Raw genomic sequence first — 17,729 nt, forward strand, 5'->3', positions numbered from 1 at the left:
TGGTGACGGATCGGGTACAGGCTCGCAGAGGTCTGACGGCGACGGTCGAGGCGGCGGTCGAGGGCGGCGCGCGATGCGTGCTGCTGCGGGAGAAGGACCTGCCGGGCACCAGCAGGCGGGCGTTGGCGGATGAGTTGCGGGCGATCCTGGCGCCGGCCGGCGGGCGGTTGATCGTGGCCGGGCCGGATCCGCTGGGCGGCGACGCGGTGCACCTCAGCGCGTCCGATCCGCCTCCGCCGGCCGGGTTGCCGCTGGTCGGGCGCTCCTGCCACGACGAGGCCGAGCTGGCGCGGCTGACCACGGAGGACTACGTCACGATCTCACCGGTCTTCCGGACCAGATCCAAGCCGGGGTACGACCGGGAGCTCGGCCTTTCCGGACTGCGCGCGCTCCTCACCCGTACCGTGGCGGCGGTCTTCGCTCTGGGTGGGATCGAGACCGCCGCGGCCGCACGGTCCTGTATCAAGGCGGGCGCGGCCGGCGTGGCCGTGATGGGTGCCGTGATGCGCGCGCCCGACCCCGCCGCCCTGGTCGCCGAGCTGGTGCACCAATGAGCACGCCACCGGTGGCGCTGACGATCGCCGGCTCGGACTCGGGTGCCGGCGCCGGGATCCAGGCCGACCTGAAGGCGTTCGCGGCGCAGCGCGTCTACGGCACCACCGCGATCACCGCGATCACGGCGCAGCACACGCGCGGCGTGGTGGACGTGCACCCGCTTCCCGCGGCCGTGGTCGGCGCGCAGATCGACGCGGTGCTGGACGACATGCCGGTCGCGGCCGTCAAGATCGGGATGCTGGGCGGCGCGGACGTGGCGGCCGAGGTGGCCGCGCGGGCCCGCGACGGGCTGCTGCCGAACCTGGTGCTGGACCCGGTGCTCTACGCGACGTCCGGTCACCGGCTCGGCGCGCTGGCGGTGGTGGAGCGGGTTCTGCCGTACGCGCTGCTGGTCACGCCGAACCGGGACGAGGCGTCTGCGCTGGCCGGCACGCCGGTGACCACGGTCGCGGAGATGGCCGCGGCCGCCCGGGCGATCGCGGGGAGCGGCGCGCGGTGCGTGGTGGTGACCGGCGGCGAGGAGCACGGCGACGCGGTCGACGTGCTCTGGACCGGCGACGAGGTCCGGCTGCTGCGCTCGCCGTGGGTGCCGACCGACAACGACCACGGCACCGGCTGCACGTTCTCCGCCGCGGTCGCGGCCCGGCTCGCGCACGGCGACGACCTGTTCGCCGCGCTGGACGTGGCCAAGCGGTACGTGGCCGCGGGCCTGGCCGGTGCACGGCTGTGGAAGGTGGGCGGCGGCCGGGGGCCGCTGAACCACTTCTCTTTCTAGATCCCCGTTTCAGGAGGTATGTGGTGACTTCCGTCCGTCGTAAGTCCTATGTGGATGGTTCCCGGCCGGACATCCGGGTGCCGTTCGCCGCGGTCGACCTGACCGACGGCAGCGAGCCGGTGCGGCTCTACGACACGTCCGGGCCGGGCGGTGACCCCGCCGTGGGGCTGCCGCCGTTGCGCGGACCGTGGATCGCGGAGCGCGGCGACGTGGCCCCGGTCCGTGGCCCCGGCACGCCGCTCGCCGGGCGGCGGCCGACCCAGCTCGCGTACGCGCGGGCCGGCGTGGTCACGCCGGAGATGGAGTTCGTGGCGATCCGCGAGGGCGTCGCGCCGGAGCTGGTCCGGGACGAGATCGCGGCCGGGCGCGCGGTGCTGCCGGCCAACGTCAACCACCCGGAGACCGAGCCGATGATCATCGGGAAGGCGTTCCTGGTGAAGGTCAACGCGAACATCGGCACGTCCGCGGTCAGCTCCTCGATCGCGGAGGAGGTGGAGAAGATGAGCTGGGCCACCCGCTGGGGCGCGGACACGGTGATGGACCTGTCCACCGGGAAGAACATCCACTCCACGCGCGAGGCGATCGTCCGGAACTCGCCGGTGCCGATCGGGACGGTCCCGCTCTACCAGGCGCTGGAGAAGGTGAACGGCGACCCCGCGGCACTGTCCTGGGAGATCTTCCGGGACACCGTGATCGAGCAGGCCGAGCAGGGCGTCGACTACATGACCGTGCACGCGGGCGTGCGGCTGGCCTACGTACCGCTCGCGGTGAACCGGGTGACCGGGATCGTGTCGCGCGGCGGGTCGATCATGGCGGCCTGGTGCCTGGCGCACCACGAGGAGAACTTCCTCTATACACACTTCGCGGAGCTGTGCGACATCCTGGCCCGCTACGACGTGACGTTCTCGCTCGGCGACGGGCTGCGGCCAGGGTCGATCGCGGACGCGAACGACGAGGCGCAGTTCGCGGAGCTGCGCACGCTCGGGGAACTGACCCGGATCGCCTGGGAGTACGACGTCCAGGTGATGATCGAAGGACCGGGCCACGTGCCGATGCACAAGATCAAGGAGAACGTGGACCTGCAGCAGGAGCTGTGCCACGAGGCGCCCTTCTACACGCTCGGCCCGCTGACCACGGACATCGCGCCGGCGTACGACCACATCACGTCCGCGATCGGCGCCGCGATGATCGGGATGTTCGGCACGGCGATGCTCTGCTACGTCACACCCAAGGAGCACCTCGGGCTGCCGGACCGCGACGACGTGAAGGCCGGCGTGATCGCGTACAAGATCGCGGCGCACGCGGCGGACCTGGCCAAGGGGCATCCGGGCGCGCAGGCGTGGGACGACGCGCTCTCCAAGGCACGATTCGAGTTCCGCTGGGAGGACCAGTTCAACCTGTCGCTCGATCCGGAGACGGCCCGGTCCTACCACGACGCGACGCTCCCCGCCGCGCCCGCGAAGACCGCGCACTTCTGCTCCATGTGCGGCCCCAAGTTCTGCAGCATGAAGATCAGTCAGGAGCTCAAGGGGTACGCGGAGCGCGGCATGCACGACAAGAGCGAGGAGTTCCTCGCCTCCGGTGGCCGGGTCTACCTGCCGCTGACGTCCTGACCGCGCGGACGGGGGTCCCGATGGCGGGACCCCCTCGCGTCAGTCCTCGTCGGAGCGGTCGCCGAGGCCGCTGACCCAGTCGACGTACTCCTCGTCCCGCAACGGGACCGCCTCCGCCACGGGCGGCTGGGCGGGCTGGTTACGACGCCGGAAGAGACCGCGACGGCGCTTCTCCGGCTTCGCGGCCGGCGTCTCCCCGCCCCCGTCCGCGGTGGCCGGCGCCTCCGGGGCCGGGGACTGCCACGGCTCGGGCGCCGGGCGCGCGCCGGTCGGGGCACCGGCCTCGTACGCCGAGCCGCCACTCCGGGTGTCGGCCGGCGGTGCCGGCCAGGTGCCGGCCGACTCCGGCGCGGACCACACGTCGTCCCGGGCCGGGCGCACGGTCCGGCCACCGGCGGCCGGCGCGGTCGGCGCCCAGTCGTCCGTGACCGCCCAGGCGTCGTCGGCGGCCCACCCATCCGGCACCGACCAGGTGTTCCGGGTCGCCCGCGGCTCCTGCGGAGGCAGCAGGACCCCCTCGTGCACCCGCTCCGGGCTTCCACCGCCGAGATCATCCCGGCCACCGGCCCGCTGAGCGCCGCTGCCGGGCTCGGAGTACGGGCGCGCGCCCGCGTCGCCGGCGGGACGGCGCGGTGCGGCGGAGCCGAGGTCCGTCGTGGCCCGATCGGCATCCCGGGGCGCGGGCGAGAACGGCCGGACCGTCTCGGTCTCCGGGCCCGCCGGGGTGCTGGCCGGCTGCGCGCGGAGGTCCGATGCCGCCGGGCCGGCGGTCCACGGCGCGGGCGAGTGCGGCCGGGCGGTCCCGGCCTCGGGGCCGTCCGGGAAGCTGGCCGTCCGGGCGCTGACCCCGGCCGTCGCCGGGCCGGAGTCCCACGGCGCCGGAGACGTCGGTCGCGCGCTCCCGGCTTCGGTACCGACGGGGGGACGCGTCGCCGAACCCGGCTGGCCGGCGAACCCGGTCGCGGCCGGATCCGGCTGGTCGGCGAACCCGGTCGCGGCCGGGCTCGTGGGCCGCGACGCCGGAGAGATCGGCTGCGCGGCCTCCACCGCCGGTCCTCGCTCGGTGATCTCACCGTCCCCGGCCGGCACGCCGGGCCGGGCGGCGGTGTCGTATGGGAATCGTGGTTCGGCCCGGGTCGCGTCCGCTGCGGCCGGACCGGTGACCTGCGACGCCGGGAGATCCGGCCACGCGGTGACATCGGCGGGGAAGCGCGATTCGGCCGGGGCGGTCGCGCTCGCTGCCGGGCCGGTGGCCGGGAAGTGCGGGTGCGTGGCCGGTTCGGCGGGGAACCGTGGATCGGTGTGGGTGGTGCCCGCAGCCGTCGGGCCGGTGGCCGGCGTAGCCGGTGAGTGCGGGTGCGTGGCCGGTTCGGCGGGGAACCGTGGATCGGTGTGGGCGGTGCCCGCAGCCGTCGGGCCGGTGGCCGGCGTAGCCGCTGACTGCGGGTGCGCGGCCGGACCGGCCGGGAACCGCAGAACCGGCGACTCGGCCGATGCCGGGGCGGCCGGACGCGACGTGGGGAAATCCGGCCGGGCCGCGTCCGGTGCCGGCCCGGCGGAGAGGCCGGTCGGCGCCGGGCTGGTGGGCGACGTCGTGGGGGAGTCCGGCTGCGCGGCGGCCGGGAACCGCGTGCTCGACTGGGCGGCGATGTCGTTCGCCGTCCGGACGTTGGGGAACCGGATCGGACCGCCGGCCGGGGCCGGCCGCGCCGCGAGGCCGGTGACAGCCGGGCCACCGGGCTGCTGCCCCGGGGCATCCGGCCGGAACGTGTCGGCGGACGGCGGCAGGGGCGGCTGTGCGGCGGGGCCGGTGGCCGCCGCGCCGGTGGACTGCGGCGCCGAGACGCCCTGGGGCGTGGGTGAGTCATCGGGGAACCGCGGTGCCGGCCGCGCGGCGCCGGCGACCGGCACCGCGCTCGCGGGATCGGGCATGTCGGGGCGCGGGGAGCCCTCGGCCGGCGACGTGCCGAACCGCGGCGGGGCCGGTACATCCGGGAGCGTGCTGTTCTCCGGCCGGCTGACCGCGAACCGGGGCAACCCGGAACGTTCCGGCGGCGGCGCCGCGGGCTGCGTCGTACCGGTAGCGCGGGCGGCGGCCTCGGCCGGGGGCTGCTCGGCCGGCGGCTCGATGAGCTGCTGCCGGACCGGCTCGAAGAGCGACGGCGCCGGAGTGGCGGGCCGGCCCGACTCGAAGAGGCCCGGCATCTCCGCGGGAGGCTCTATCGGATCGAAGATCCGCGGGAAGACCCGAGCCGGGTACGCCGGTTCGGCCGCGTCGCCGCCGGCCGGGCGCGCCTGCTCCCGTGGCGCGGCCGGGGCGTTCTCGGGAGCGGTGGACTGCGCGGGACGGCTTGTGTGCTCGTCCTGGCCCGGCTCGTGGCGCGTGGCCCAGACGTCGTCCGGCGCCGTGGGGCGAGCGCCGGCGGGCTCGGTGACCTGCGGCTCAGGCTGCCGGTGCGGCGTGAAGAAGTCGCTGTGCTCGAAGACCCCGGCCGCGGTCAGGCGCTCACCGAGGCTCAGGACCGGTCCGCCTTCCGGGACGGCCTGCACCGGCGACGCGACCGTAGGGGAGTCGTCGGCGGGCGGGTCCGGCGGGATGACCCGGAACTCCGGCTCGATCACCGGCGGTGCCGGTCGCTTCGCCTCCGCCGCGAACGTCGCGCCCGGGTCGCTGCCACCGGCCGTAGCGGCGTCGGCGACCGGCACCGCCCCACCCGGCTGATTCTCTGCGCCGGCGGCGGCCGTGCCGCTCGGCCGGGCCGCGGCGCCGGTCCCGGCACCCGGCTGGACGGCGGAGCCGGCACCCGGCTGGACGGCGGAGCCGGTCGAGGCAGGCCCGCCAGGCCGACTCGCGAAGCCCGCGGTCGCCGGACCGGCCGGCTGCGAGGCCGCGGTGGCCGGACCGACCGGCTGCGAGGTCGCGGCGGCGGTGGCCGGGTCGGCCGAAGCCGGTCCGGCCGAGGCCGGAACGCCCGGGAACGCTGCCTCCGGGCGCGACGACGCGCTGGCGCCCGGCGCCGGTGATCCGGTGAACGAGGCGGCGACCGGCCCGTCCGGCAGCGGCGAGTCCGCCGTCGGCGTGGACCAGGTGGGTCCGCCGGAGACCGGCACGTCGGGCATCGGCGTATTCGCGGTCGGCGTGGACCAGGTGGGCCCGCCGGAGACCGGTGTGCTGGAGACGGAGCCCTCGGTGGCCGGGATGTTCGAGCCGGTGACGTCCGGGGCCTGCGCACCTGAGCCGGTGGCGCCGGCCGGCGCAGCGGAGGTGGCCGCGGGACGGTGGGAGTGCGCCGGGAGCGGAGGGGGTGGGCCGGGCGCGGGCGGCGGCGGGATGGCCGGGCCGCCGGTCAGTTCGGTGGGATCCTCCGAACCGGCCCGGATGCCGGCCGCGAAGTCGGCCCGCAGGCTCGCGGAGCTGATCCGCGTGGACCGGCCACCGCTCTGCGGCGCCTCCGGATCGCCGTCCTCCGGCGTACCGAAGTCCAGGGTGATCGAGCGGGCGGCGTCGCCGGAACGCTCATCGACGTCCGATCCACCGGTTCCCGAAAGGTCGTCGCGGTGCGGAGCCGGGGCGCCGCGGTCACCGGCGGGCGCGGCGTCACCCTCGCCGGTGGCGCCGGCCGCGAGGAGGCGGTCGGCCTCGGCGCGGCGGGCACGGTCGGCGAGTTCGAAGGGAGTGGGTTCGCGCTCGGCCTGGTCGAGTTCCCAGGGCTGGTTGGCACCGAACGCGGCGGACCAGTTGGCCTGCCGGAACGCGCCGGTCGGCTGGCGGAGCGCGCCCAGCGCGGGCGACGGCTCCTCGATCTCGCCGAGGCCGCTGCGACCGCCCGGCCCGGGGGAGGCGGGGTCCGCCCAAGGGGCGTCGTCCGGGAGCGGGTGCTCCTGGGACGGGTCCGCGTCGGCCCGCGGGCGCGTCTGGTCGCGGTCGCCGCCGTCCGTCTCGGGGGTGAACATGTCGCTCCCGCCCTCTTCCTGCGTTTCGCGTTCCTTGGGAGACAACACGTCATCCAGTGTCGGAGAGATCAAAGCGTTCGGCACGGAATAACGGGAGATGTGAGATTCCGTGCCGGGTGGATCGTCGTCCTTCGTCGCTGACGGTCTGACTTCCCCGTTGTGGCCGATTTGTCTGCACTGACTGGTTCGTCCGCACTGCGCGAGCCGATGGAGCTTATCGGAGCGCCGGTATCACGCGGATCCGCCGAGGCCCGGGCCGTGTCGCACGTCCCGGTACGGCATTGCGGCGTACCACGCTACCCCGGCTGCGGTGGCACCCCGCCGCTCGCCGAGGCCCTCCCGCCGCGATTCCCGCCGTCCCCGGAGCCGAAACCCCCGGACCCGCGGGCGGAGCCACCCCAGCCGCCGGAATCACCCCGGTCACCGGGCACACCCGGGCCGCCGCCGGCCGGTGGACCGGTGGGGCCGAACGCACCCGACCCGCGGGCGGAGTCACCCGGGCCGCCGCGTTCACCGCGGCCACCCGGCGCACCAGGCACACCCGGGCCGCCGCCGGCCGGTGGTTCGGTGAGGTCGCGGGCGCCACCGGAGGAGGCGCCCGGGCCGTTCGATGGGCCGGCGGGCTCACCTCGTACCGGCGGAGGGGTTTGATCTGGGGTCTGGGGGTCTGGATCGGTGCGGTGGGCGACGACCGCGAGGAGCGAGCCGAGCGCGCCCGCGGCCAGTGCCACCACCGAGCCCCAGAACGGCGCGGCCTGGTAGGTGTCGGCCGCGTCGCCCGGGCCGGCCGCGAAGTAGGCGATCGTCAGCGGCACGGGCCCGAGCAGGCCGGACGTGGCGACGATCGCGGTGTGCCACTCGCGGCGGCGGGCGATCGCGCCGACCGCGGCGCCCGCGATCAGCGCGAGCGACGGCATCACGACGACCGCGAGGCGCTGCACGACACCGGTGCTGAACGAGGCGGGGTCGAGCACGCCGAGCCGGACGGCCGGCAGCTGTTCGCCCGGCCCGAACGAGGGGACGGCCGAGGCGACGGCGAGCAGCCAGGTCACGGCCGCGACGGAGACGAGCGCCCAGGCGTACGCCCGCTGCCAGAGTGCGAGCGCGGCCAGCGGCAGGCCGGCTGCCGCGCCGATGAGGACCGCGATCCCGACCGCACCGGCCGGTTCGGTGCCGTCGGTGAGCTGTGCGGCGTGGGCGGCCGGCATCGTGATCAGCGCCACCCCGGCCGCACCGATCGACGCGGAGACTGCGAGCCCGGCCAGTAACGGCAGTCCACCGTCGTGGCCGAGGCGGCGGGCGGCGCGGTCCGCGACCAGCGCGCCGGCGACGGCGGCGATGATCGCGAACCAGGCGACCCAGGCGAGCTGCGCGTTCCACTGGTTCTCGATGCCGTCGGCGAACGCGCGGCCGAAGCGGACGAGGCCGAACCCGTAGGCGACGCCGAGCTGGCCGGCACCCACCAGCAGGCTTACTCCGAGTGAGGTCAGCAGCACCCTGCCCCAGGTCCGAACGGCCATGTGGGGCACGTTACGGGGGGAAGAATCGTTACGGAAGGTGTGGAATGACCTCGGAGGCGAGGAGATCCAGCAGGTCCAGGTCGGACTGGTCGCGCAGCCGCACGTAGAGCCGCGTGGCACCGGCCTCGGCGTACGCGGAGAGCTTCTCGACCACCTGGGCCGGCGTGCCGGAGATGACCGGCTCGGGCGGCAGGATGGACGGCTCCTCCAGCAGCGCGAGCCGCTCGGCGATCTCCGCGTCCGTCCGTCCACACGCGACCGCGACGCTCGCGGAGAAGACCAGCGGCGCCTTGGTCCGGCCGTGCTTCTCGCTCGCCTCCCGGGCCAGCGCGTACTGCTCGGCGCACTTCTCGGCCGACGACGGCGGCACGTTGTACTCGTCCGCGTAGAGCGCGGCCAGGCGCGGCGTGCTCTTCGGGCCGCGCCCGCCGACGATCACCGGCGGGCCGGGCGTCTGCACCGGCTTCGGCAACGCGAGCGCGTCGACGAGGGTGAAATGCTTGCCGTCAAAGGAGAAGCGCTCTCCGCGGGGAGTCGACCACAGCCCGGTGATGATCTGGAGCTGTTCGTCGAGACGCTCGAATCTTTCACGCGGCGTGAAGAAAGGAATACCGAGCGCTGTGTGTTCCGCGCCGAGCCATCCGGCGCCGAGACCGAAGTCGATGCGTCCGTTGCTCATCTCGTCCACCTGCGCCACCGTTATCGCTGTAATCGCGGGGTGACGGAATGTGGCCGAAGTGAGCAGCGTGCCTAGCCGGATCGTGCGCGTTTCCCGGGCGATCGCGCCGAGCGTGACCCACGCGTCCGTCGGGCCGGGGAAGCCGTCTGACCTGTGCACCGGCATGAAGTGGTCCGCGCGGAAGAAGCCGTCGTAACCGGCCGCCTCGGCGTGCTGCGCCGCACGCAGCATCTCGTCGAATGTGGCGCCACGGTGTGGCTCGGTGAACACGCAGACTCGCATGGGCGCAGAGGTTAGCCCTCATCTCGATGTTCTCGCACCTAAGAAGTGGTTAATCCAACACTGTCCAATTCGTTGCCGTCTCGCAATGCGAGGGCGGGGTGACCGGTAACGCAGGGTCTCGTACTCTGTTGCCCGCTACGCCGGGGGTTGTCGGCAGGGGGATCGATATTGATGCCACGGCCGCCCGGCCCGCTCACACCTGACCTAGATGGCCTAGCCAGGGTGGCTGGAGGAAGGGTAAGAATCCCATGAGGACGTTCCGCGGACTCGCGGCGGCTGTTGCTGCCATGGCAGTGGTGGCAGTGGCCGGATGCACCGGTTCGGATGACTCCGGAGGCGACAGCGCCTCGGGTGAGCTGACGAAGGTGACGTATCTAACAGCGTTCAACACGTTCGGCCGTGAGGGCTACGCGTACGTCGCTAAGGAGAAGGGCTTCTTCGAGGAGGTCGGCCTCGACGTCGACATCCAGGTCGGCACCGGCTCCGGTGAGAACATGACCGCGCTGCAGTCCGGCGCCGCCCAGTTCGCGCCGGTCGACTCGACCGGTTACATGCTGACCAAGGCGAACGGCAAGACCGAGGGCATCACCGCGGTCGCCGCGGTGCAGCAGCGCTCGATGGTCGGCATCATGACCCTCGACGACAAGGGCATCACCACGCCGAAGGACCTCGAGGGCAAGAAGCTCGGCGACCAGAACGGCGCCACCACGTCGATCCTGTTCCCGCTGTACGCGCAGCTGGCCGGCTTCGACCACACCAAGGTGAAGATCATCCCGACCGAGGCCGGCGCGCTCGGCCCGGCGCTGGGCACCGGCAAGGTCGACGCGATCGGCCAGTTCGTCGTGGGTCAGCCGCTGATCGAGAAGGCGGCCGGCGGCGGCACCCGCAAGGCGGTCTCGCTCGCGTTCTCCGACGTGATCACCGACCTCTACGGTCACTTCCTGCTCACCTCGGACAAGATCGCGACCGAGCAGCCGGAGATGGCGCAGAAGTTCGCGACCGCGCTGCTCAAGGGCATGGACTACTCGATCAACAACCCGCAGGAGTCCGCGGAGATCCTGGCCAAGGCCGTCCCGGAGACCGACGTCGAGGTCGCCGCGGCCGAGATGGTCATCATGAAGCCGTACACCATCGGTGACGCGCCGAAGCTGGGCGTCGTCGACGCGGACCGGGTGGCCAAGGTCATCGCGATCCTCGAGGGCGCGGGTTCGATCCCGGCCGGCAAGACCCCGGCCGACTTCGTGAAGGTCGATCTGGCCCCGAAGGCCTGACCGAGCGATGTCGCGACGACGATCGGCCGTGTCCCTCGCGGGGCACGGCCGATCATCTGTCCACAAAGGTCAGGCGGCGACCGGCTCGTCCTTGTGCATCAGCAGCTCGTGCAGGCGGGCCTGGTGGCCGGCCAGCGTCTCCAGGTGCCGGCTCGGGCCGAGCGATCGCGGGCGGGGAACGTCGATCTCGACGATCTCCTTGATCCGGCCCGGCCGCGGGCTGAGCACGATCACGCGGTCGGCCAGCAGCACCGCCTCGTCGATCGAGTGGGTGACGAAGACCGTGGTGGTCCGCTCCTCCATGTGGATGCGCTGCAGCTCGACGCTCATCTCCTCACGGGTCAGCGCGTCGAGCGCGGAGAACGGCTCGTCCATCAGCATCACCTTGGGCGACTGGATCAGCGACCGGCACAGCGAGACGCGCTGCTGCATGCCGCCGGAGAGCTCGTGCGGCATGGTGTTCTCGAAGCCCTCGAGGCCCACGGTGGCCAGCAACTGGCGGGCCCGCTCGACGTGCTGGCTCCTCCGCCAGCCGAAGATCTCCACCGGGAACAGCACGTTGCCCAGCACGGTGCGCCACGGCAGTAGCGCGGGACGCTGGAACTGCATGGCGGTCTCCCGCCGGGCCTTGGTGACGGCGGTGCCGCCGACCACGATGTTGCCGTCGGTCACCGGGAGCAGCCCGGCGATCAGGCGGAGCAGTGTGGACTTGCCGCAGCCGGAGCGGCCCACGATCGCGACGAACTCGCCCTCGCGGATGTGCAGGTCGATGCCCCGCAGCGCCTCCACGGTGCCGCGGCGTCCGTGGAACGTCCGGGAGACGTTGTTGAGCTGGATCATTTGCCCTCTCCTGTGTGCGATCGGCGAGCACTCTGCGCGCACAGGCTAGCCCCTGCATCATTGCTCCGTACATAGCGTCAAATCTCATGATTTGCCGCGATCGCGAATTTCCCCCCTCAGTTTTACAAGGGAGTTCTTATGACCACGCAGGCCGTGGGGCGTTTCCGGCGCCCGCAGGTCGGCGGCGTGCTTCTGCCGTTGTTCGCTTTCGTGCTGATTCTGGTCGCCTGGTACGGCGCGGTCCGCCTCTGGGACGTGCCGACCTCGGTGGTCCCGTCCCCCGAGCTCGCGATCGAGGTGATCTTCGGCTCGCGGGCCGAGTACCTGATCCAACAGTCCGTGTGGACGCTGTGGGAGGTCTGGCTGGGCTTCTTCATCGCGATCGTCATCGGCGTGCTGCTGGCGCTGTCGCTGGCCGGCTCGCGCGTGCTGGACCAGGCCATCTCCCCGATCCTGGTGGCCTTCAACGCCATCCCGAAGATCGCCATCGGGCCGATGCTGGTGATGTGGTTCGGCTTCGGTATCGAGCCGAAGGTGCTGGTCGTGGTGCTGCTCTCGTTCTTCCCGATCGTGCTGTCCACGATGGCCGGCCTCAAGTCGGTGCCGGCCGACCTGATCGAGCTGACCCAGTCGATGGACGCGTCGCGCACCAAGACGTTCCTGAAGGTCCGCGTGCCGTGGGCGCTGCCGCAGTTCTTCACCGGCCTGAAGCTCGGCATCTCGCTGGCCTTCGTCGGCGCGGTGGTGGGTGAGTTCATCGGCGGTGGCGGCGACGGCATCGGCTACGTGATCGCATCGTCGCGGTCGCAGCTGAACACGCCGCTGGCGTTCGCCGGGATCTTCCTGCTCGGCCTGATGAGCGTGCTGTCGTACTACGTGATCGTCTGGCTGGAGCGCCTGCTCCTGCCGTGGGCCCGGGAGACCTCCCGCTAGCCCTTCCGGCGACGCGAGGGGGGCCCGCCGACCGGCGGGCCCCCTTCGTCGTACTGCGGTCGTGCCGCGGCGGATCAGGCCTTCAGGTGCCACCGGCCGCTGTCCGCGACCAGGACCACCAGCGCCTGCGGCATCAGGCCCGAGTGGTTGGTCGGGGTCAGGCGGATCGGGCCGGTGATCCCGTCCATCTGGCTGGTCTCGATCGCGAGGCGCAGCGCGTCGCCGTTCGTACCGCCGGCTCGCTGCACGCCGTTCACGATGACCTGCACCGCGTCCGCGGCGAACGAGGACGGCCCGTAGTACGTGCCGTACCGCGAGGTGTAGTCGCTGAACCACGCGGCACGCGAGGCCTTGGCCGGCGTGTTCGCGATCACCTCGTCGATGGTCAGCGTCTGCGAGAAGACCATCGTCGCGCCGTTCGACGCCTTCTGGGCCTCGCCGGACAGGAACAGGTCGCCGGCCGCGGCCGCGTCGAAATAGATCGGGCCGTCGAAGCCGGCCTTGCGGGCGCTGACCGCGACCTCCTGCGCGCGCTCCGGCAGAGCGCCCACCACCAGCGCGTCCGGCGCCAGCGCCACCAGTTGCGCGACCGAGGTGTCGACCTCCGCGTCGCCCGGCGCGATCGGCCGGTCGCCGACCTTGGTCATGTCCGCGTTGCGGGCCTCGTTGGTAATCATCTCCCGCATGTTCTCGCCGTACGGGTCGGTCGTGGTCACCAGCGCGAAGCGATCAATATCGGACGACGCAATTTCGGACACCAGTGCGGACGCGTTGTGGTCGGGATTGGACGCCAGCTTGAAGATGAATTGACGTTCCGTGACCGGGAGCACCACATCGGACGACGGCGACAGCGAGACCGTCGGTAGCTTGCGCGCCGTGATCGTCTCAAGCGAGTCGATCACACACTCCGCGCAAGCCCCTGTGATCAGCGCCGCAACATTCGAGTTGTTGGCGAACTGGGTGATGTTCTGAGCCGACAGTTTGCTGTCCGACCGGTTGTCTTTGATGTCCAGCTCGATCCTCGGGCCACCGGGAACCGCGTTGAGCTGATCTCTCTTCAGCTCCAGCGCGTTCTTGTAGGCGGTGCCCACCGAGGCGCCGGAACCGGTCAGCTCGAGATCAGCGGCGATCAGAATGGTTGCTGCGGTGTCCTCAGTGGTCGCTGAATCGCATCCGGCGGCCGATCCCAGCAGAGCGGCCGAGGTGACCACCGCGAGCATGGCGCGGGTTGGCCTCAAGGGTCAGTCCTCCTCTTCGCGGCGCAGCGACGGCTGCGCGGCGCTCACTGCCGTCCCGCGAACGAGACGGCAAACGCGAGAACTGTGCCAACCGTTCGGTCCACTGGTCAAGCCGGAGGTGGATGCTCGTTCGTGGACATGTTGTCCCACGATGCGGGCGATGAGGGTGTCCATTTGACATAACTTTCCGGTGATTAATAGCACGCACCCAGTCATTCGTGCAGTTCAACGCGGTGAGACCGACTCCACACACGCTGACTGTTGTTGGTTGATCGGTCCGTCGAGACCGATTCCTGCCGCACTGAGGCTTCCCATTCGGGTCCGCTTCTGGTGAAATCGCGGATCGTGCCGCGTGTGACAACCCCACCCCCCATGCCGTCATGAAGGCGGGTTGCGCGTGGACGAGAACGACGGAGGTCTCGTGAGCACGCACCCCAAAGCGAATTTGGGCAACTTCGCGCGTCCCGCGCGTCGATCCGGTCTGCCGCGCCTTCGCGACGCCCGGATCCGTACAAAGCTCGCCATGATCCTCGTGGTCCCGGTGGCAGCCATCCTCGTGCTCGCAAGCATGCGGCTCTGGGACAGCACCAGCCGGGCCGCGGACGCAGGCCTCGTGCGGTCGTTGACCGCGCTCAGCCTCGACGTGTCGGCGCTCTCCCATGATCTGCACGGCGAGCGGATGGCAGCCGCTCGCCTGCTCGCGGGTGGGAACAACGCCGATCTGTCGAACGCGTTCACGGCCGCGACCGCGGCGACCGATCAGCGCATCGCTTCCTACCAGGCGTCCCGCCGCGACCTCTCCGGCCTGCCGGAGAACGTCGAGAGCCGGCTGGACACGATCGACAGCAACATCGACGAGCGGCTGGACACCACCCGGCAGGACGTGCTGGCGGGGGCCAAGACGACCCCGCAGGCCGCGGTCCTGCGCTACGGCGTGGTGATGGACGACCTGATGGCCTACCTGGAGGTGATCAGCCAGACCGCCGGTGAGGGTGACCTCGCCGACTCCCTGCGGACCGCCTTCGCGTTCTCGAACGCGAAGAACGCCACCGCGGAGGAGCAGGCCGTCGCGTACGTCGCGCTGCTCGGCAACCGGAACCTCGGCAAGGAGCAGCTCGCGTCCTTCCTCGCCACGCTCGCCGAGCAGCAGGAGGCGCAGGTCGCCGTCACGGCGTCCGACGACGAGGCGCTGCGCGGCGTGATCACCAGCACGATCACCGGTGACGCGGTCACGTTCGCCGACCGGGTGGCGAACACGATCATCACGACCGCCGGCTCGACCGCGCGGCCGGAGATCACCGCGGACGCCGCGTCCGCCGCCATCGGCGCGGTCGCGAACCTGATGCGGCACGCCGAGGTCGACATCGAGCAGCAGCTCATCCGGTACGCGGAGGAGGAGCAGAGCGCGGTCGTCCAGCTGGTGATCATCGAGATCGCGGCGGTCCTCATCGCGCTCGCGGTCGCCATCGCGCTGGCGTTCCTGCTCGCCCGCTCGCTCAACGCGTCGCTCCGGCGACTGCGTGAGGGTGCCATGACGGTGGCCAACCACGACCTGCCCGACGCGGTCGCCCGGCTCCGCGACGTGCGCAGCCTCGGTGAGGGCGGCGCGGACGAGATCGTCAAGGAGCTGCGCGACCCGATCCGCCTCAACACGCGTGACGAGGTCGGTGAGGTCGCCCAGGCCTTCAACGTGGTGCACCGCGAGGCGGTCCGGATCGCGGCCGAGCAGGCCGCACTCCGTACCTCCGTCTCCGCGATGTTCCTCAACCTGGCCCGCCGCTCGCAGGCGCTGGTCGACCGCATGATCGGTGAGCTGGACAAGATCGAGCGAGGTGAGGAGGACCCCAAGCGCCTCGCCCAGCTCTTCCAGCTCGACCACCTCGCCACCCGAATGCGCCGCAACGACGAGAACCTGCTGGTTCTCGCCGGTGCGGACTCCGCACCGCCGCGGCGTGAGGACGCGCTCCTCATCGACGTGCTCCGGGCCTCGCAGTCCGAGGTCGAGCTCTACAACCGCATCGAGTTCGGCACGGTCGACACCGACATCTCGGTCTCGGCGCACGCGGTCAACGACGTCGTCCGGCTCGTCGCCGAGCTGCTCGACAACGCGACCCGCTTCTCGCCGCCGAACACGGTGGTCGTCGCGGACGCCCGCCGCGTCCGGGACTACGTGCTGATCCAGGTGGAGGACCGCGGCCTCGGCATGACCGAGGAGCAGATGGAGTCGCTGAACCAGCGGCTCGACACTCCGCCCACCGTGGACGTCGGCGCGTTCCGCCTGATGGGTCTGGCCGTCGTCGGCCGGCTCGCCTCCCGTTACGGGGTTCGAGTCGAACTCAGGCCCAATGTGGAGGGTGGTACTGTCGCGCAAGTGACATTGCCGCACGGGGTGGTTGTGCTACCGCGCACCCGTGGGCGCGAGCCTGCTCTGCCGCGTCCGCGCAGCCCGCTCGCCGTCGAGCAGGGCCCGTCGGCACCGGTCAGCTCCCCGCCCGCCTGGGGCGAGTCGCTCACCCCGTCCCGGACGGCCACGCTCACCCCGCCGCGCGAACCGGCCGAGCAGTGGCAGCAGCCCGCGCCGCAGCAGCCGCGTGACTTCCAGGTCAACGCGGGCACTCCGACGCAGGCACTCCCGGTCGCCGGGCAGAACCCGCTGCGCCCGCACCCGCAGCAGGGTGTCACGCAGCAGTTGCCGACCATCGGCGGATCCGCGTTCCCGAGCCAGCGGCAGACCCAGCCGGCGGCGATCGCCCCGGCTTCGGTGACTCCGGTCGCCGCGCCGCCGGTCGCTCCGCCGCCGGTGGCTCCGCCGGCTCCGGTGCAGACGCCGATCGTGCCCCCGGTCACCTCGGCGCCCGAGGCGCAGACCATCTCCGCCACGGTGCACCCGATGTCCGCCTCCGCGGGCGGGGTCAGCACGGCCCCGTTCGAGCGCGGTGGAGCCCCGGCCGAGCAGGCCGAGGCGCCGATCTTCCGGCAGATGGAAGCGGTCTGGTTCCGCACGCACGGCCAGGCGGACACCGCGGTCTGGTCCATGCCGACGGCCGGTTACGCGCCGCCGCCGGTCGGTGGCACCAGCACGCCGAGCCCGTCGGCCTCGTCCGCGATGACGGCCGAGACCACGGCGCTGCCGGTGCGCTCTCCTGAGCCGGCCGCGCCCCGCCGGTCCGAGAGTCGTGCGACGTCGTACGGCACGGAGACCAGCACGCAGCCGAGCGGAGGGAACCCGGCGCCGATGACGTCGGGATTCGGCGCGCCCGCCGCGCCCGCAGCCCCGGTTCCGGCACCGGCGGCAGCCCCGTCGGCGACGCCGGACGAGGCCACCTGGCGCACCGCGGCCGACGACGGCTGGAAGCGCGCACAGGAGGCCGCCAAGCCGGCGACCAGTGGCACCACCCGGTCCGGCCTGCCGAAGCGGAAACCGCAGGCGCAGCTGGTCCCCGGCGGTGTCGAGACGAAGCCCGCGGAACGAGCTCGTCGCACCCCCGACGAGGTTCGTGGCCTGCTGTCCGCGTACCACCGTGGTGTGCACCGCGGCCGGAGCGCCGGCGCCGAAGCCGGCGATGCCGAGTCCAACCCCAAGGAGACCAACGGATGACCCGCCAAGCTGCGATGCAGGACATGGGTTGGCTTTTGAGCAACTTCGCCGACAGCGTCGCCGGCATCGCCCACGTGGTGGCCGTGTCAGCGGACGGCCTGCTGCTCGCGTCGTCGCGGGACCTCCCGCACGACCGGGCGGACCAGCTGGCGGCGATCACCTCTGGCGTGGTCAGCCTGACCGAGGGCGCCGCCCGCATGTTCCACGGCGGCGGCGTCCAGCAGACGATCATCGAGATGGACAGCGGGTATCTGTTCCTGATGTCCATCTCGGACGGAAGCTCGATGGCCGTGCTGGCCGCGCGCAGCTGCGACGTGGGCCAGGTCGGCTACGAGATGGCGCTTCTCGTGGAGCGGGTCGGTGCGGCTCTGCGCCCGCTTCCGCGTGAGGCCGTGGGTCACACCGTATGACCCCCCGGCCACGCCGGTTAGCAGTTAATATCATCGATGGTTCGAATAACGGGGCAGTGCG

Annotated in this window: 12 protein-coding genes; 7 read left to right on the forward strand and 5 right to left on the reverse strand. The window is 72.2% G+C overall.

Annotated features, from left to right (window positions below; translation table 11 throughout):
- The first annotated feature begins 2 nt into the window (after window positions 1–2).
- From J2S43_RS38315 to thiC, 3 genes are read left to right on the forward strand one after another with little or no spacing between them, the layout of a single operon-like run.
- Window positions 3–554: a thiamine phosphate synthase gene (locus J2S43_RS38315; RefSeq protein ID WP_306837858.1), complete on the forward strand. Its 552-nt coding sequence runs from the start codon at window positions 3–5 to the stop codon at window positions 552–554.
- On the forward strand, window positions 551–1,330 hold the full coding sequence (gene thiD, locus J2S43_RS38320; protein WP_306837860.1) for a bifunctional hydroxymethylpyrimidine kinase/phosphomethylpyrimidine kinase: 780 nt from the start codon (window positions 551–553) through the stop codon (window positions 1,328–1,330). The genes J2S43_RS38315 and thiD overlap by 4 nt, the downstream gene beginning before the upstream one ends.
- Window positions 1,331–1,353: 23 nt before the next feature.
- A complete protein-coding gene (gene thiC / locus J2S43_RS38325) occupies window positions 1,354–2,943 on the forward strand; it encodes a phosphomethylpyrimidine synthase ThiC (protein WP_306837862.1) in 1,590 nt (529 codons plus the stop codon).
- Between the two features lie 39 nt (window positions 2,944–2,982).
- Here the strand turns inward: thiC and J2S43_RS38330 are convergent, their stop codons facing one another.
- The 3 genes from J2S43_RS38330 to J2S43_RS38340 all read right to left on the reverse strand — a co-directional run bounded on the left by J2S43_RS38330 (window position 2,983) and on the right by J2S43_RS38340 (window position 9,378).
- Window positions 2,983–6,945 (reverse strand): hypothetical protein, encoded by a 3,963-nt coding sequence (locus tag J2S43_RS38330; RefSeq protein ID WP_306837864.1) that lies wholly within the window; start codon window positions 6,943–6,945, stop codon window positions 2,983–2,985.
- 248 nt (window positions 6,946–7,193) lie between these two features.
- Window positions 7,194–8,417, reverse strand: a complete 1,224-nt coding sequence (locus tag J2S43_RS38335; RefSeq protein ID WP_306837866.1) for a hypothetical protein — start codon at window positions 8,415–8,417, stop codon at window positions 7,194–7,196.
- A gap of 28 nt (window positions 8,418–8,445) precedes the next feature.
- Window positions 8,446–9,378 (reverse strand): TIGR03560 family F420-dependent LLM class oxidoreductase, encoded by a 933-nt coding sequence (locus tag J2S43_RS38340; protein WP_306837868.1) that lies wholly within the window; start codon window positions 9,376–9,378, stop codon window positions 8,446–8,448.
- Window positions 9,379–9,743: 365 nt separating this feature from the next.
- On the opposite strand from J2S43_RS38340, the gene J2S43_RS38345 reads away from it, so the two are divergent.
- Window positions 9,744–10,649: an ABC transporter substrate-binding protein gene (locus tag J2S43_RS38345; protein ID WP_306837870.1), complete on the forward strand. Its 906-nt coding sequence runs from the start codon at window positions 9,744–9,746 to the stop codon at window positions 10,647–10,649.
- Between the two features lie 69 nt (window positions 10,650–10,718).
- Here the strand turns inward: J2S43_RS38345 and J2S43_RS38350 are convergent, their stop codons facing one another.
- Window positions 10,719–11,489, reverse strand: a complete 771-nt coding sequence (locus tag J2S43_RS38350) for an ABC transporter ATP-binding protein (RefSeq protein WP_306837871.1) — start codon at window positions 11,487–11,489, stop codon at window positions 10,719–10,721.
- 138 nt (window positions 11,490–11,627) lie between these two features.
- Between J2S43_RS38350 and J2S43_RS38355 the strand changes: the two genes are divergently transcribed.
- Window positions 11,628–12,422 carry an ABC transporter permease gene (locus tag J2S43_RS38355; protein WP_306837873.1) on the forward strand — a complete coding sequence of 265 codons (795 nt, stop codon included), beginning with the start codon at window positions 11,628–11,630 and terminating at the stop codon, window positions 12,420–12,422.
- A gap of 74 nt (window positions 12,423–12,496) precedes the next feature.
- Here the strand turns inward: J2S43_RS38355 and J2S43_RS38360 are convergent, their stop codons facing one another.
- Complete coding sequence (locus J2S43_RS38360; RefSeq protein WP_306837875.1) at window positions 12,497–13,660, reverse strand: ABC transporter substrate-binding protein; 1,164 nt, start codon at window positions 13,658–13,660, stop codon at window positions 12,497–12,499.
- Window positions 13,661–14,081: 421 nt separating this feature from the next.
- Between J2S43_RS38360 and J2S43_RS38365 the strand changes: the two genes are divergently transcribed.
- Both J2S43_RS38365 and J2S43_RS38370 read left to right on the forward strand, forming a co-directional pair.
- The gene (locus J2S43_RS38365) at window positions 14,082–17,258 is read left to right on the forward strand and encodes a nitrate- and nitrite sensing domain-containing protein (protein ID WP_370881712.1); all 3,177 of its coding nucleotides are present in this window, start codon (window positions 14,082–14,084) and stop codon (window positions 17,256–17,258) included.
- Window positions 17,255–17,668 carry a roadblock/LC7 domain-containing protein gene (locus J2S43_RS38370; RefSeq protein ID WP_306837879.1) on the forward strand — a complete coding sequence of 138 codons (414 nt, stop codon included), beginning with the start codon at window positions 17,255–17,257 and terminating at the stop codon, window positions 17,666–17,668. Before J2S43_RS38365 ends, J2S43_RS38370 begins: the two co-directional genes overlap by 4 nt.
- The last annotated feature ends 61 nt before the right edge of the window (window positions 17,669–17,729 follow it).

The sequence above is a fragment of the Catenuloplanes nepalensis genome (genome assembly GCF_030811575.1).
Classification (GTDB): Bacteria; Actinomycetota; Actinomycetes; order Mycobacteriales; family Micromonosporaceae; genus Catenuloplanes; species Catenuloplanes nepalensis.